Consider the following 16,128-nt stretch of genomic DNA (forward strand, 5'->3'; position numbering starts at 1 on the left):
CAGGCCTATCCCCCTTCCCTGGCCGCAGCGCTGGTTTCCAGCGCCTCGATCAAGGCCCGGTGGTCCTGCCGCAGATGCTTTACATAAAACTGCCACTCGACCCCCAGGCTCTCCCAGGCCTCGACCACGCCCCGATCACGTGGCAGCAAATCCAATCGCTCCACCACAAAAGCCGCGGCAACCTGCACCCTGGTAGCGCCGCTGCCAAGAGCACCCCTCCGCAGCAGGCTGTGGGCGTTCTTCAGGATCTTGTCTAGCGGATACGGGAGCAAATCGATTTTCCGGGGTAGGCATTCCATGGCGGACCTCTCATACAAAGGGCTGCAAAAGTGTATCTGCCTCGAAATTACACCACCCTGCCAATGCCTCAAAAATCGAGGCAATGAATACGTTTATCTCCTAACCCACATAGACACACATAAATGCCCGCTTTCATACCTCCCGCAAGTAACCTGATCCCTGTGCATCCCTTCCCTTTGCGTCTCGAATTTTGCGACAAGCGATTCTGCATCTAGTGTCGACGCAAATGTTCGGCTCATCTCTACACAGTCCCGAATACGACAATCTTCGAGAATGGTTGAAAAGAACCAGGGGAAAGTCTGGGCTGTCGCAAAGAGCACTCTCAAACAGGCTCGGGCTTCACCACTCCATCGTTGGCAAACTGGAGTCAGGTGAACGAAAATTTGAGCTGTACGAGTTTATAAGGTACTGCGAAGCGATAAATGCAGATCCCGAAGAGGCTTTCAGGGCTGCTTTGAATTGGCATAAGAAAGCCAAACAACCCGTATTCTAGTCCGTAGGATGGGCAAAGCGCAGCGTGCCCATCAAAACCACACTCATCGAGGCTCCTACAGCCAGCCCCCGGAGAATGGGTAAAGCCCATCGGCGTCACTGCCCGGCCAGACGCACCGCATCGAGAAATTCCATCGTCTCTGCATGAATACCCGGACACTTGCTCTCGCGGGGCCCGGCGATATTGAGCGTCCGAACGTGGTTTTCCGCCAGCCACAACAACACTGCTTCGAAATTTTCGCGCGACTCCCGCCGTTCAAGCTGCACCAGCTTCCAGGGCTTCCCCAGCCGCTCCGCGAAGTGCCGTGTCAACAGCGTTCCACCTTCCAGCGCCCCCAGATTGAGAATCAGGGTACCGTCACTGTCCTCGACATTGGCCCTGGTACGCTTCCGGTAGCCGCCGTCCGGCAATTCCCGCAGCGCATACTGCGCCGGAATCACACCGTCCTCGGCCAGACGCCCCTGCGGACACCAGCCACCGTGGGCAAGGCCACTTTCTATCGCCCAATCCAGCGCCGCCCGATCCACACCGGTCTGGCCACCGGAGACGATTCGCAAACGGCCGAGAAACCACTGCCGGTCGAACGCCTCTTTGCTGTCGGGTTGCTTCATCGTCTGGCCTCTGTTCATTCCGGGTTCAATCCACACACACCTGCAGGAAGACACCAAGTATAACCGGCTGCACAATCGGCATACGGCAATTCCCCCTGCCATACCGATGCAATACACTACCCGCAGACGCTGTACCAGCGCCACCTCGCGAAACAAAAAACAACCAGAGACTCTTGGGGGACAAGCCATGAATTATTTCGAGGGAATGAAACACCTGCCCGGTCTCCCGGTCGGCAGGGCCGCCTACAGCGACCGCATGGCCTATATCGGCGCCGAACTGTCGCGGCTGGTATACGAACCCTTCACCCCCGACGCCAACCTGACCGGTATACTGCAAAAGCTCGGCCGGGCGTCGAACGACACCGAACGCCGCGAACTGCTCGCCGCCTGGAGCGCCCGACTGCAGAGCTCCAACTGCCAGCTGGAGGACGGTATTCGCAGGATCCTGCGGCAAAACCACTTCGAACCCATCGCCTTCTACGATGTCTCGGAAACCCAGGCATTCCTCGCCCGCATGGACGAGGGCCCCGGCCGAAAGGTGCTGATGCTCTGTTTCCGCGGCACCGAAATAACACCCCGGGACATCGCCACCGACCTGAAATTTCCCCTGACACCCGCCGACGGCCGCGGCCGCATTCACACCGGTTTCAAACAGGCCTTCGAACGCATCCGCGAACAACTGCAACGCGACCTGGCAAAACACATCGATTGCCCCCTTTACACCTTCGGCCACAGCCTCGGCGGCGCCCTGGCCCTGATCAGCACCCGGGAACTGAACCCCAGCGGCAACGGCGCCACCTACGTGTACGGCACCCCGCGCACCGGCGACTGGCACTACTTCAGCCGCGTAAAAACTCCCATCTACCGACTGGAGATCGGCGGCGACCCGGTGCCCATGATCCCCTTCGGTTACGGCCTCAACGGCTTTCTCGCCCTGATCCGGCTGATCCCCCTCAACGGCACCCTGCAGATCGCCCACTGGCTGCAACACCGACTCCTCGGCTACTGCCACACCGGCTTCCGCATCTTCATCAAACACGCCCCAAACGAGCTGGATGCAAACAATATCGGCTACCGCAAAATGCGCGTCGACCAGTCGGTAAATATTTTCTGGCGCCTCCGCTGCATCACCCGCGCTTGGCTGCGCACTCTCCCAAGCCTCCGCGGCATCGCCGGCTTCCACTCGATTGCGCTGTACAGCGATATGCTGAAGGCGCATATGTTGCGGCGAAACCTGGACCAACTGAAAGCCGCCGATGAAGCGGGCAAGGTAGTGTTGCAGGATTCAGAACAGGGGGATGCTGTTCCGGAGGTGGAGACGGGCAGCGCTGAGCATTGAACGGCAGGGCTAATGCCAGTTGCTCTTTTAGTACACACTTGTCGAGGTCAATCAACTGCAGCCCCCTCGTTCCTATTCACGCACCCACGAGAGGTGCGACCCACCTTCTGTGGCCGCTATGGCAGTAGCGAACCAGTTTCTATCCACATACCCGCGAGGGGTGCGACGGGTCAACTTCTCCAGCGGCCGGCTGGGTGCACTGGTTTCTATCCACGCACCCGCGAAGGGTGCGACTTTGTCACAGCAGAAGAATTGCGCGATGTTACCGGTTTCTATCCACGCACCCACGAAGGGTGCGACCAAGACGCTTAATACTATTAAGTTCATTAATGAGGTTTCTATCCACGCACCCGCGAAGGGTGCGACGTCGCGCAGCCGGCTGTTAGTAACGACAAGATGCGGGTTTCTATCCACGCACCCGCGAGGGGTGCGACGGGCGATATCAACTACCTGGGCACGTTCCACCGCGAGTTTCTATCCACGCACCCGCGAGGGGTGCGACGCTGCGGATACCACAGTCCGAACTCGGTGGGCGAGTTTCTATCCACGCACCCGCGAGGGGTGCGACGTGGAGTTCTCTCATCCCGCCCCCGTTGGAATTGTTTCTATCCACGCACCCGCGAGGGGTGCGACAGGCGCGATCCAGGGCCGGTTCCGGTTCCACGACCTGTTTCTATCCACGCACCCGCGAGGGGTGCGACGCCCTGACAACCTGATTAGCTTTTCGTCGAAGATTGAGTTTCTATCCACGCACCCGCGAGGGGTGCGACAGCGGAAATACAGGTCGATCAGGTCCGCGACGGTGTTTCTATCCACGCACCCGCGAGGGGTGCGACGTACGGCTTCGGCCACATCTCGGGGCTTCATTTTGTTTCTATCCACGCACCCGCGAGGGGTGCGACTTGACCAACCTGTCAAGTTGGCCATTCAGAATTGTGTTTCTATCCACGCACCCGCGAGGGGTGCGACTGGCTGATCGTCGTACCAATGGCCGGCGTGTTCGAGGTTTCTATCCACGCACCCGCGAGGGGTGCGACGATCAGCTGCATGTTTCGGTACACGTTCACGCGGGTTTCTATCCACGCACCCGCGAGGGGTGCGACCTGGGATGTTGTGCGTAAACTACGGAACCGACGGCGTTTCTATCCACGCACCCGCGAGGGGTGCGACGCCGTCTCCCTTGTTTTTCGTCTTGCTACTCGCGTGTTTCTATCCACGCACCCGCGAGGGGTGCGACTCCACGCACGGCGTGCAGGTGCTGACTAATGCGGGTTTCTATCCACGCACCCGCGAGGGGTGCGACAACCAACATCCGGCCATAGTCAACAGTTAATCAGAGTTTCTATCCACGCACCCGCGAGGGGTGCGACTGGGGATCGAAACGACCTATCGTGATCTTCGCCAGTTTCTATCCACGCACCCGCGAGGGGTGCGACGCGCGGTAACGTGGCTATAGTAGGGTTGCGTTGAGTTTCTATCCACGCACCCGCGAGGGGTGCGACGGCCAACATGCCGAGCGAACGACAGTACGGGCGCGTTTCTATCCACGCACCCGCGAGGGGTGCGACGGAAAAACCAGCCGCCCCGACGCCCGTGAATACAGTTTCTATCCACGCACCCGCGAGGGGTGCGACTGGGGCGGTCTGGATCAGCAATTACGACCGGCAAGTTTCTATCCACGCACCCGCGAGGGGTGCGACCGGGCCTACGCAGGTTTTTGCTCTGGAGGACGTGGTTTCTATCCACGCACCCGCGAGGGGTGCGACCCAGAGATATGATGTATGTGCAGACGGCCCACGTGTTTCTATCCACGCACCCGCGAGGGGTGCGACCCGTAGGAGGTGAGGTATGAGGCTGCCTAAGAGCCGTTTCTATCCACGCACCCGCGAGGGGTGCGACAGAATGCGGATCATTGAATAGCGCAGCGGGCGGATGGTTTCTATCCACGCACCCGCGAGGGGTGCGACGCCAGGCCAGCCGTGTGGGCCCGCTCCATCGCGTGTTTCTATCCACGCACCCGCGAGGGGTGCGACGGGCGGCTACCGCGCCACTGCCTGCTATTAGTGTGTTTCTATCCACGCACCCGCGAGGGGTGCGACCAAAGACCCGAAAGAAATGACCACCAACGAACTGGTTTCTATCCACGCACCCGCGAGGGGTGCGACTCAGGTGTCATTATTTTCTCCTCTATGATGCCCATGTTTCTATCCACGCACCCGCGAGGGGTGCGACCGCACACCCCGAGACGTTTGGTTCTCGGCCCAGGTGTTTCTATCCACGCACCCGCGAGGGGTGCGACAGTGGCAGAGGCCGCAACAGCCTAGTCGCGCTCAGTTTCTATCCACGCACCCGCGAGGGGTGCGACGCCAATATCCGGCCATAGTCAACAATTAATCAGTGGTTTCTATCCACGCACCCGCGAGGGGTGCGACCCGCTCAGCAGTTGCCGCGCTTTACGGCAGCATCTGTTTCTATCCACGCACCCGCGAGGGGTGCGACCGCGTTATTCTAAGTTGTTAAAGAGCAAAGAAAAAATCAGTAGTTTCCGCTAATCCACCCCATAAGCACACACGCCTATCGTGCAAACTGGTCAAAATTTACACAAATTGAGAATTTTCAATAACTTAGAGGGCCGCTAACCTCCCGGGGTTTCGGTGAGAGCTGGAGGTTAGCGGTTACAGGATAAGCGCATCATGCACGGGGTCTTCGACCGGCTTGGCACCAAAGTGCTCCACTCGTTGGCGTCCACGTTTACCGAGAAAGTAAAATCTCAAGCTGTCTTCCTCGGAGTCGTAGATTTCCAGCAGCCGATCCTTGAGAAAAGCGAGCTGCGCCGGGTCTACCTCACATTCAAATACGGAGTTCTGAACACGAACCCCGTAATCAAGACAGGTTTTAGAAATATTTCTCAGGCGTTTGCGGCCCTCCGCCGTCGTTACGCTGACATCGTAGGTAACAAGAACCAGCATGTTATTTTACCGCGTAAGGAGTGTAGTATTCGGTATCCCCTCTCAGGTGACGAGCCAAAAGCAACGCCTGACAGTGAGGCAAAAGACCAATTGGCACTTGCTCCTGCAGGTAGGGATGCGTTAACTCTACTTGTTTACGTTCCTGGTAGAGCGTCAACAGCTTTTTCCTTGCATCCTCCTGTAACCGTACTGCACCGCTAGCTTCCGTAATGAAATCGCCAGGTTGCAACTGTCGTCGGTTGATAAGAGTTAGGACAAAGCGGTCGGCCCAGGAGGCACGGAACTCTTCCAGTAAGTCGAGGGCCAGACTGGGGCGGCCCGGCCTGTCTTTGTGCAAAAAACCGACATAGGGATCAAGGCCTACTCCCTGCAAAGCCGATACACATTCTTGGGTAATCAGGGAGTAAACAAATGACAACAGAGCGTTGACCGGATCTGTAGGAGGTCGACGCACCCGGCCACCAAATGCAAATCCGGAACCACGCAGAAGCTCATTGAATACAGAGAAATAGGTACTGGCAGCATCCCCCTCTATACCCCGGGCTTCCTCCACGGACTTGGCGGCACGTACACGCCGCAAACTTGATGCCAATCTGTCAGTCGAATCGCTCAAGGCACGATTATCCCCGTGATTCCTGAGTTCCCTCTGAAGTACAGAGCGGCTGTTGGCAATTTTTGCTGCTACAATCAGCCGAGCGACTTCGACACTGCGTTGATCGCTGTCAGCCCAACGATACTGGGTACGACGCAGTAGCACGTTTCCAGTCTGACGGCCTTGCACCCTGGCGAGAAAACGGCCGTACTCGGTATAGAAGGTTATCCCGATACCATTTTCTGCACAATATCCCATCAAGAAAGGTGAAACGGAAACCCGGCCAAAACACAGAACTCCGCCGAGAGACAGGGCCGGGAACTGGCCCAATTTTTCGTCGCCCTGCTTGATGACGATGGTCTCTCGCTCCTTGTGCAGATAGCTTTCCTGGCGCGTGATATAGAGAGTATTGAGCAGCTTTTTCACAATTCAAATAGCTTCCTTGTATAGTGAGCAGAACCATCCCGACGAAACCGATCCGGGCGACACTGGTCGCGAAGAGAACAGGCTCTACAGCGGCTCTCTTCTACTGTCGGTTGGGGAGTTACGCCCCGTTCGATCAGTCTGTGACAAGATTCAATAGCCGCAATCGTAACCTTTCGGATTTCCTCCGTTAACTCGATGACCTCACGTCGCCGCACTTCCCAATACCAGATAGCGCCCTCCTCCACGCGGATTGAACGCATTTCCTCTATACATAGTGCCTGCGCACAAACCTGAATTCGGTCCCAGTCCTGTATTTTGGGCTTTCCGCGTTTATATTCCACCGGAATATAGCGCTCGCCGCCGTGAACCTCCAGAAGATCGAGCTTGCCAGTCAGACGGTGCAGCTCCGATCGCAACATCACACTGCGCTCGAAACGTACGTCTCTACGCTGTTCTGCCGCACCAGAATCCACGCGCTCATGCAGTATGCGCCCTTCGGCTGTGTAGCGGTTCTCCGCCCACACCTGATCTACATGGATCAGCGCAAACTGTCTGGGGCAGTATGAGTAGTGCTGCAGTGCAGAGATGGGCAGGAGATCATCCATGGTATCGGCCTACAGCTTCTCTTCGACTGAGACACCTTGAGGTAGGGACTCGGCGTCTACGGTTACTCGATAATCCTGAAAGCCGCGAGCGGGAGCTTCATCTGAGCCATCTACCCGCTCAACCCTGACCGCATCGAACAGTTTATGGGCCGGAGCATTTCCCATAGGATGCTCATGTTTGAATACGATCAATTTACGCGCCGCCATTTCACCCCGCGCTGCGGAGCGGTCGTGCTCAAACATATTGGTCAGGGATCTCCAGAGCAGTGCAAGATCTTCTTCAGAAAACCCAGTTCTTTCGGCCAACTTGGCCGAAATATAACCGTGGGCACGATACAGGCCATAAGGAACGATATGCTTTCGACCCATAGTTCGTTCCTTTTCCAAGTCACGCTCGTTGGTTACTGCCATACGAGTGATAGACACTTCCATGGGAAGTACTGGGTCTACAGAGGTGGCGAATGCCATCTGGATGGGCCCACGTACCTGCCCTGCGTTGACTTCAGTGGTCATCACGGCTCCAAAAGAGCGCACGTCGAAGAAGTTTTTGCACATCCACCCGGTCAACTCTCTGGCTTTAGCCTCTTCCTTGGGAAGCTTCTTGGACACCGGTTCTATATCGAGTGCTTCATAGGCCTTTTTGTGCTGATTGTTCAACACCGACTTTTCCTGCATATAAATGCCATAACCGGCATCTCCATCTTTCTCCAGATCCACATAGTTGCGAATTTTTCTCTTCAGGCAGACATCAGTCACCAGGCCCTGGTTGGTCTCGGGATCCAGGCGCGGTAGGTTTCCCGCATCCGGATCGCCATTAGGGTTGCCGTTAGTGACATCGAAAAGATATACAAACTCGTAGCGATTGGCGATGGCTGTCATGATCCTTCTCCTTCTTTAGCATTGGATTTCTGGCCGTCGAAACGCGCCTTGTTCTGGTGGTAGTAGCCAATGGCAAAGCGCCCCTGTGCTTCGATACGTAAGCTTTTGGGGAAGCTAGCAGGCAGCTTATCGACTATCTCATTGACATCTTTCTCGAGGTTAACCGCTGCGCCCCGATTGTCTTTGCGCAGCCGGCTGAGATGGTTCTGGGCGTTGCGCACGAGAACAGGGAAGACACTGGCAGGAGTTGCAGACGCAGCGCCATAATAACGGTCGCGGATGGTTGCGTTGATATCGCGACCAAGCGCGGACTGCTGGATATTTTCCAGAGCGGCGAAAAGCCGCCCCAACAGATAGCCGGGATCGGGATTATCGGTGTCAAGACTCATGGGGATTTCCTTCTCTTTGGTTGTATTGGCAATACGCGAATCCCTGGTCAATACCGCTTTACACAGGGCCACGCGCAGCAGCGATACATCGCCATCGGCGCGCATACGCATAATCAAGTTAGAAAGCAGACTACGGGGGTAACGACGACCGGTAAGAATGGCCCGAGTCATCTCACCCGCGAGCTGTGGTGGAATATCATCGGATTTCGATTGGCTACCTTCCCTATGAGGCACTGTCTGCAGGAGCAGGCGCCAGATGGAAGGCTCTGTTTTCCAGGGTAGGGGTTTGATCTCTAAGTCCTGGTAATGTTGTGCCAGACGTTCCGCAAAGCGGCGCAGGGATCCAGTCTCCCAGAAACGTACTGAAAGCCGGGAAGCATTGGGTGCAAGGCCGAGAACATATAGCTTTGTACTGTCTTCGAGCTCTGGATCGAGTTCCCTGAGAGGCCTACCTTTTGCAACAGCCTCCAAAGTTGGTCGCAGCTTGTCAGTTTCGGAAGCGTCCGTCGTCGGCGGGTTAAGTAGATCAGCGAATGCCCCTTCCGCCACCTTGGCCTGGTCAGCTGAACCGGCCTCAGCCCAAAAAATCACTGACGTGTCTCCCAGCTGCAGGCGTTGTCGACTTCCCTTGCGAAGCAGATGATTCAGTACAGTGGTGTAAGCAAAGGCCGCCTGTTCGGAAATTGGGGCATTCTGTCCTTGGGACTTACCATAAGATGTAAAGGCATCTAAATTAAAGGATACAATGGATGCGCCAGCAGTCTGAGCTCCATAAACGCCTTTGATTGATGGATGAAGAAGGGCTACTGGTTGGTTCTCTCCGGTGACCAGACAACGTTCACTTGGACTATCAGTTTGTTGCAACATTGCCTGACGCACAGACTGCCCTTCTTGACATTCATGAAGATACTCCATCTCTCCATCCATCCGGAAAACAAAGTTCCCATCCAACATAGATTCGGAAAACAATGAAGATTCACGAAAGGTCTCGGGCGTCCACCACTCAAAGAACGCTAGCAACGCTTTTATCCCCAGACTATTACACTCTTTCAGCAACTTCCGATGCATATCTTTAAAAGCTCGATGTGCTTCGAGCGCGCGCTTACATGACTTCTGATCCCCCGCTGGCGCAGCCCCCAATACATATGACGATTTGTCCCACAGGAAGCAAGGCGCAATATTCGCGGATCTTTTGGGCGGCTGAGGCACAGTCAGTATTGCTGGCACTGGTTTCTTCCCACTGGTATCGCGAACATCCTGTACATCTACCAGGCTTCCGTTCTCAGCCAGTATCAAGGCGTAGCTGACCTTTTCCTGGCTAAATCCGATGGGAGCGACCCCCTCTTTTCCCTCTTCTATTAAGCGATGGTAGTAGCCATCCAGTGCAGAAAGAATCATGCCTTGACCTCCTCACTGAAAAACTTCGGAACCTCGATTACGCCGTCGCGCATATGTGCCCGAAAGTAGTGCGGCTCACAGTCGTTCTTGAAATCGAAATCGTGCAGCATCCAACCGAGATCGCGCTCTCCGGATAGGTCCACATCAGGGTTCGGCGCTGGTTCATCTACCTCTATAAGCCGGAAATTGGCAGGAAACTCCCGCACGCCAAGGCAAGGCGCATGAAAATGCTGTCCCTTTCGTGCTCGGCGGTTGAAGATATCCAGGTGTTTACCCTCGGTTTCATCTAAGCCGGCATTTTTAGTAATTTCAAAATGAGCCTCAATCACATAAGCAACATCGCGGAGAACCGTAGCGGCCCGCTGCTGCCTGTCTTGGTCTACATAATTGGCCAACCCATCAGTACTTCCGGCCTTCATTGCAGAGCTGACATTCCGCGCACTGATCTTGCTGCCGACTTCATTGCGACGAATAGACTCGAAACGGATCGGCTTTAGAACCTGGACTCTATCGATAACCCAGCGAATGGCTGGCTTCCAGTGGATAGCCTCCAATATGCCACGTGCCGCAGAGGGAGTGATCACATCGTAACTCACCCGTTCTACTTTCATTTCCGGTCTGGTAAAGCAGGCGCGCTCGCCCCAGACCATCAGTTTTATCCCATATGCCATTATTCTCGCTCTCCTGATTCTACCCACACCAACAAGCGGTGACCCGATTACATAACTGACTTTTCTGCACTGATGAATGAGGGGGAATCCCAGTCTAACCCATATTCCTCGTGATACAGATCCCCATTGACCAATTCCATAAACTGCTCCCCAAATTGCTCAAACCGTACCGGTTGCACGGCTCCTGTTCGTTGTAGCGCACGAAGGGCCTGCTCCGGCAGCTGCACCAAATAGGGCTGCAGCCGGCGCGCCAGGCCGCCACAGGACTCTACCCACTGGAACTGGCGCAGAACATCCCGGGCTTCGTCATCGTAGGGGATTATTACTGGCAGCATGGGGCTATCGATCATACGAAATTCGCCGGCCAGCTTTTCGTAGGGGATTCCCTCGATCCTTCCATCTTCGACCATCTTCAGCATGTCCGCTCCCAACTGCTCCTTGCCCTTGACCCAGTAGAGTTCGCGAAAATAGTCTCGAATGGCATCGAGGGACAGCGGCTTTTCATAACGGCGGAAAACCGACCTGGCGGCGCCAGCGAACTGCTCCACATCCGGCGGTGTGGGCCAGTCGCTGGCAACGGCAAACACGTACACTTTGCTCTGTTCCAGAGGTCGCCTGCCCTCACGGTTGCAGCGTCCGGCGGCCTGGGCGATGGAATCCAGGCCGGCCTCCGCCCGGTAGACTGTGGGGAAATCGACATCGACACCGGCCTCAATCAAGGACGTAGCAATCAGCCGGCACGGCTCCCTATCTTCCAGCCGCTGACGAATTTCCTTCAACGCTGCACTGCGATGCCTGGCACACATCAGTGTGGTGAGGTGGCACGCGCCCGGTAGATGGGAGATCGATTGGTAGAGGCTGCGGGCATGGCGGCGGCTGTTGACGATACACAGTACCTGTTCGCTAGCGGCCAGCTCAGCCACCAGTTCTTCGTCCTCAAGCGGCCCTCGGTAATGCACCTGGACACGCTCCAGATCCCGCTGCAGTTCTTCCGGCGCCGGGGCCAGTTCTCGCACATTCTCCAACCCATTCACGAACCCTTCGCCCTTCTTCAGCGCCGGTTGGGTGGCTGTGCAGAGAACCAGACTTGTTCGGTAATTCAAGGACAGCTCGTCCATGGCGGTGACACATGGCATCAGCAGCTTGAGCGGTAATGTCTGCGCCTCATCAAGAATAACGACACTGCCGGCTATATTGTGTAGTTTGCGGCAACGCGAGCCTCGGTTGGCGTACAGGCTCTCGAAAAGCTGTACTGATGTCGTCACGATGATCGGTGCCTCCCAGTTCTCCATCGCCAGTCGCAACTTATCCCTGGCCTCCCGTTTTTCAGTACTTTTGTCATCGTCGATAAATGCACTGTGGTGCTCCAGAACCGCCTTCTCCCCCAGTTCTCCCAATGCTTCACGGAATACCGCCGCGTTCTGCTCGACAATACTGGTAAAGGGAATTACAAAAATGACCCGGCGCAAGCCATGGGCAATAGCGTGGTCCAGTGCAAATGCCAGGGATGCCAGCGTTTTTCCGCCACCAGTAGGCACGTTGAGAGAAAATAGTCCGGGCTCCAGCGCAGCGCCTTCCCGCACATACCGAAGGATTCTCGCGCGAACTCGATTCACCTCTGAATCCGCGTTAAAACGACTGAGGTAGACGTCCAGCTGTTCGCGCAACGCAGCCAATGAAGGGAACTGCTGGTTGCGGCCCTCAATCCCTTTATCCTTGCGCAGATAGAAGGCTTCTGTATCCAGGTAATCCGCGTCTACCAGACAGGAAAAGAGCATGCGGCCAAGAAAAGACAGTTGAAAGATGCCCCGCTCGTTGTGTGCTGTTAGCTCTTTCGGCAACGTTAAGGAGTTCTGCTCAGGCAGTTCAATTTCGTCTTGCCAGTGCGAAAGGAGTTGTGGCAGTTCCTTTCTCAATCGATCTTTGAGGCTGGTTCGCTCACCGTTGTCCCTGCCATTGGCGAGACCGGCGTGATGACCGGCTATGGCGAAAGCAAGCAATTGCCCAATTGGGCCATACCGCTCTACGGCCATCACCGCGCCGTGAGTGGCGTGATCCACCCGTACCGGGGAGCCTTCCAGGCGCTGCTGGAACTCCTCGGTATACTTACCCAGGTCGTGCAGCAACCCTTCCACTTGCGCCAGGCTCTCCCCACCGAAATACGACGCTTTCTCCGCCGCCAGCTTTCCTACAGCCGAAAGATGACCAGAAAGCGACTGCCAGTCGACCTTATCGACGCGGTCTGTGGAGTGCGCGTAAAAATCATTCCGCTGTGCTTTCGACATACGATTAACTTCCCTCAATTTCACCAACAAGCCACACCCGTATATCCACCGACTCCCTCCGCTCCTCCAGCAATGCCTGAATCCTCACCTGCAATCGCTGGACTCGATCCAGCAGGGAGGCACCCTCAGCGAGGGTGGCAGCACCAGCGCCGAACAAAGCCCGCAACAGGTTTCGTCTGTCCATATTTTTCTCCGCCGGTTGGATGGGCTTCCCGGCTTACTGCCGGATGGCACCACCCTATAGGCGCCTTCCCGGTGAACCAACACTGCACAGATCCACAGGTAAACCCATACGACACTTCCCCGGTCGCCCTGGCCGGAACCCACTAAAACAACCACTCCCGAACGTCGTCGTAGTTGACAAGCACCAGCTGCTGCGCCTCCGGCCGCCCGTCCAGCATCTTGGTATTCACCTGCATTTCCTTGAGCAGGTAGCTGGCCAGGGCGGCGCGGGTCTTGAGGCAGAGTTGGCCGCCTTCCATGCCGTAGTCGTGTTCGAGTACGGCTTTCTGTCCCTCGGAGAGGCGCATGTCCGGTTGCAGGATCAGGGTGATTTCGGTGTTCCAGGCGGTATCGCCGTTGGCGTCGCGGGGGGATTTGTCCAGGAGGTCCGGCTGGCCGTGGAAGCGGCTGAGTACGAAGTCGCGGTACTGTTGGTTCTTTTCGCACCAGGCGCGCAGGTGCCAGCGCAGGCCGGTGTTGACGAAGGTGTGCGGTGCGATTATGCGGCCTTCCCGGTCCGGGTTGGCTACGGAGCCGTAGTCCACTTCCACCCGGCGCTGTTCGCGGATGGCGCGCACCATGGGGCGTGTGAGCTGCGGGGTGACGTTTCTGGCGGGGTGTCTGAGTACGTGGTTGGGGAGTGAGCAGCTGGGATGGGTGGGGATGGAGCGGGCGCTGAGGCCGGCCATCCAGTTGAGGTATTCGGCCACGTCGGCACTGATGTAGTGGCGCCGGAAGTCCGGGGATGGCAGATAGGCCCGGTCGCTGTGCCGGTAGTCGAGCAGGTTTTGCGGGTGCGCTTCGCGGTAGCGGCCGATTTCGTTGCTGGCGTGCTGCCGGCTGATGCCGAAGAACTCCCGCAGGTGCGTGGTGGTGAGCCGCCCTTCCCAGTGGGCGACAAGCTCGATCAGCCAGAAGCGGCGCTGCTGGTTCTCATCCATGGGTGATACCGACGCAGCGCACAGAACTGTGTGAACTGCTTTTATGGTTATTTGTGACGTTTGTAGCGCTTTTTTACGTCACTGGCTTGTGAGGGTCAACCGGGGCTTCCGTGGAGTGGAAAGCCGCCGATCAGAATATCGGCAGCCCTTTCCCGCTCCAGTGGAGCCGACGCTCCAGACGGCCGATTTATTAGTGGCCTCGAAGTTGTTTTGCACAAAGCCTGCCTTCCGGGGCTTTCATCCCGGTACCGGATCAAGTGTGGCGTGACAAAACGAGCCGGGATCCAGTGGAGGTGGCCCGGCGGCCTGGATTCCGGATCAAGTCCGGAATGACGACGATATGACATCCGGAACGACGACGATATGACGTCCGGAATAACGATGGTATGAAGTGAATACTGGACGCGTCCGTTGTTCAGGGAGTCTGGGCAACTGTTAATACAATTAGGGGCCTCTTAATGGTCCTCCGCCCCAGGCCTCCAATGCGGCAACAGCGCCGGCGTGCTGCCTTTATAGCGCCGGAACCGCTCGCCAAAGGCCGCCACCAGCATTCTGTCCTCTAGGCGAATCCGGTACAGCGACAGCGGCAGCAATACCGCCGCCGCAAACAGCAGTCCCGGCGCACTGCCCATCAGCAGCGCCGCGCCGAGGGCAACCAGCAGCAATCCCAGTTCGGAGGGGTGGCGCAGCTGCGCGTAGAGGCCGCCGGTGACCAGGCGGTGATCGAGGGCCAGGGTGACATGGCTGGTGAAATGGCGCCGGAGCGTGTGGATGGCGGCGAGGCGCAGCGCGATACCTGCAGCCAGCGCGACCGCGCCCGCTGCGGCGAGGAAGGGGCTAGTGATTGCGGCGCCGTACAACGACAGCCAGAAGACGCCCAGCAGCGCCGGGCCGGCCAGATAGGGCAGCGCCGCGGCCCGCGCCGATGGCGGGCGTTCGGGCCCGGTCTCGCGGCTGGCGGCGCCCTCCAGAAAGGTGAAGGCAGCGATCGCCAGGGCGAACAGCCACAGCCGCGGATCCGGCAACAACCGCTGCCACCCGCCGGTGGCGAGCAGCGGCAGCGATACCAGTATCAGGTTGAGCGGTACCGCCGGTACTGCCACCAGCAGATGCCGGCGGGCGGCCCGGCGCCGCGCGCTGGCCCCGCTCAGGTGACCGAGCTCTCGAGACTGCTGATCACGCCCTGAATATGCGCTTTGGTCATGCCCAGGTTGGCGCCGATATCCGCTACCAGCGCCTGCTCCTCCGACTGGAATTCGCCGTCGGCCATGGCCACGAGCAGCGCTGCCCTGAGGGCCAGTTCCTTGCCCTCGTCGTTGAGGCTGCCCTGCAACCCGCGCAGGGTTGCGCCCAGGTCTTCGCCGGCGGCCTGTACCACCTGGATTTCCCGGCGCAGTTCGGCTTCGTCGATCGCCCGGCCCGCCACCTTCTGGTAGGTATCCGCGGCGGTGCGGACTTCGTCATCGTCTACCACGCCGTCCGCCAGTAGTGTATGGATCATGACTCTCTTGACCGCGCGGTGGTACTCCGCCTCCAGTGCGCGCGCATTCTCTGCCGGATCGTAATCGAGCACGCGCGGTTTGTAGGTGTCCTTGCAGGAGCGGCACTCGACATACTCGCCCAGTTTGTTGAGCGGGATCAGCGGTATGAAATAGAGGGTGAAAAAACGCCGTACACGTTTCAATGCGTAGTTTTGTGTATCGCTGCAGGTGGGGCAGTGAAAGTCGCCGCGCTGCGGCGTTGTGGTGATACCGCGGGTGCCGAAGATGATCATCGTTACAATCCCTATTGTTGTGTTTTTCCATACTTCGCGGGCCGCCAGGCGGCGGCGCAGGCTATATCCATGACATTATTGTGGTCATGGCCCGCTACGCTCTTTTTTACGGCAAGGCCCCGGGGGCGTCAACCGGACCGGCGCCGGACACCGGGCACCGCCCGTGTTGAACGGCTCCGGCGACTCGCGGATAATGGCCGCCCTGCGCGGCGCCCGACGCCATTCGCCCTCTCC

General features: G+C 57.6%; 15 protein-coding genes and 1 CRISPR repeat array. Of the genes, 2 read left to right on the plus strand and 13 right to left on the minus strand.

Annotated features, from left to right (window positions below; genetic code table 11):
• Window positions 1-5: 5 nt before the first annotated feature.
• Window positions 6-272, minus strand: a complete 267-nt coding sequence (locus tag OQE62_RS00860) for a hypothetical protein (protein ID WP_265720089.1) — start codon at window positions 270-272, stop codon at window positions 6-8.
• A gap of 254 nt (window positions 273-526) precedes the next feature.
• On the opposite strand from OQE62_RS00860, the gene OQE62_RS00865 reads away from it, so the two are divergent.
• Window positions 527-793: a helix-turn-helix domain-containing protein gene (locus tag OQE62_RS00865; protein ID WP_265720090.1), complete on the plus strand. Its 267-nt coding sequence runs from the start codon at window positions 527-529 to the stop codon at window positions 791-793.
• A 95-nt stretch (window positions 794-888) separates the two neighbouring features.
• Here the strand turns inward: OQE62_RS00865 and OQE62_RS00870 are convergent, their stop codons facing one another.
• The gene (locus OQE62_RS00870; protein ID WP_265720091.1) at window positions 889-1,404 is read right to left on the minus strand and encodes a putative molybdenum carrier protein; all 516 of its coding nucleotides are present in this window, start codon (window positions 1,402-1,404) and stop codon (window positions 889-891) included.
• Between the two features lie 187 nt (window positions 1,405-1,591).
• Here OQE62_RS00870 and OQE62_RS00875 point away from each other — a divergent pair, with 187 nt between their 5' ends.
• Entirely contained in the window at window positions 1,592-2,743 is a 1,152-nt protein-coding gene (locus OQE62_RS00875) for a lipase family protein (RefSeq protein WP_265720092.1), read from the plus strand.
• A 68-nt stretch (window positions 2,744-2,811) separates the two neighbouring features.
• Window positions 2,812-5,242: direct repeats of the CRISPR family, unit length 32 nt; unit sequence GTTTCTATCCACGCACCCGCGAGGGGTGCGAC.
• A 176-nt stretch (window positions 5,243-5,418) separates the two neighbouring features.
• On the opposite strand, the gene cas2 is transcribed toward OQE62_RS00875, so the two are convergent.
• The 11 genes from cas2 to OQE62_RS00930 form a co-directional block, all read right to left on the minus strand.
• Window positions 5,419-5,712, minus strand: a complete 294-nt coding sequence (cas2, locus tag OQE62_RS00880) for a CRISPR-associated endonuclease Cas2 (RefSeq protein WP_265720093.1) — start codon at window positions 5,710-5,712, stop codon at window positions 5,419-5,421.
• Between the two features lies 1 nt (window position 5,713).
• A complete protein-coding gene (cas1c, locus tag OQE62_RS00885; protein WP_265720094.1) occupies window positions 5,714-6,730 on the minus strand; it encodes a type I-C CRISPR-associated endonuclease Cas1c in 1,017 nt (338 codons plus the stop codon).
• Entirely contained in the window at window positions 6,727-7,335 is a 609-nt protein-coding gene (cas4, locus tag OQE62_RS00890) for a CRISPR-associated protein Cas4 (protein WP_265720095.1), read from the minus strand. The genes cas1c and cas4 overlap by 4 nt, the downstream gene beginning before the upstream one ends.
• A gap of 9 nt (window positions 7,336-7,344) precedes the next feature.
• Window positions 7,345-8,214: a type I-C CRISPR-associated protein Cas7/Csd2 gene (cas7c, locus tag OQE62_RS00895; RefSeq protein ID WP_265720096.1), complete on the minus strand. Its 870-nt coding sequence runs from the start codon at window positions 8,212-8,214 to the stop codon at window positions 7,345-7,347.
• A complete protein-coding gene (gene cas8c / locus OQE62_RS00900; RefSeq protein WP_265720097.1) occupies window positions 8,211-10,001 on the minus strand; it encodes a type I-C CRISPR-associated protein Cas8c/Csd1 in 1,791 nt (596 codons plus the stop codon). Before cas8c ends, cas7c begins: the two co-directional genes overlap by 4 nt.
• Complete coding sequence (gene cas5c / locus OQE62_RS00905) at window positions 9,998-10,672, minus strand: type I-C CRISPR-associated protein Cas5c (protein ID WP_265720098.1); 675 nt, start codon at window positions 10,670-10,672, stop codon at window positions 9,998-10,000. Before cas5c ends, cas8c begins: the two co-directional genes overlap by 4 nt.
• 47 nt (window positions 10,673-10,719) lie before the next feature.
• On the minus strand, window positions 10,720-12,957 hold the full coding sequence (cas3, locus tag OQE62_RS00910) for a CRISPR-associated helicase Cas3' (RefSeq protein ID WP_265720099.1): 2,238 nt from the start codon (window positions 12,955-12,957) through the stop codon (window positions 10,720-10,722).
• Between the two features lie 4 nt (window positions 12,958-12,961).
• On the minus strand, window positions 12,962-13,141 hold the full coding sequence (locus OQE62_RS00915; RefSeq protein WP_265720100.1) for a hypothetical protein: 180 nt from the start codon (window positions 13,139-13,141) through the stop codon (window positions 12,962-12,964).
• 142 nt (window positions 13,142-13,283) lie between these two features.
• The gene (locus OQE62_RS00920) at window positions 13,284-14,120 is read right to left on the minus strand and encodes a WYL domain-containing protein (protein WP_265720101.1); all 837 of its coding nucleotides are present in this window, start codon (window positions 14,118-14,120) and stop codon (window positions 13,284-13,286) included.
• A 455-nt stretch (window positions 14,121-14,575) separates the two neighbouring features.
• Window positions 14,576-15,223, minus strand: coding sequence for a methyltransferase family protein (locus tag OQE62_RS00925; protein WP_265720102.1), 648 nt, complete (start codon window positions 15,221-15,223; stop codon window positions 14,576-14,578).
• A gap of 44 nt (window positions 15,224-15,267) precedes the next feature.
• Window positions 15,268-15,894 (minus strand): zinc ribbon domain-containing protein, encoded by a 627-nt coding sequence (locus OQE62_RS00930; protein ID WP_265720103.1) that lies wholly within the window; start codon window positions 15,892-15,894, stop codon window positions 15,268-15,270.
• Between the last annotated feature and the right edge of the window lie 234 nt (window positions 15,895-16,128).

It is taken from the genome of Microbulbifer halophilus (assembly GCF_026183675.1).
Taxonomy (GTDB): Bacteria; Pseudomonadota; Gammaproteobacteria; order Pseudomonadales; family Cellvibrionaceae; genus Microbulbifer; species Microbulbifer halophilus.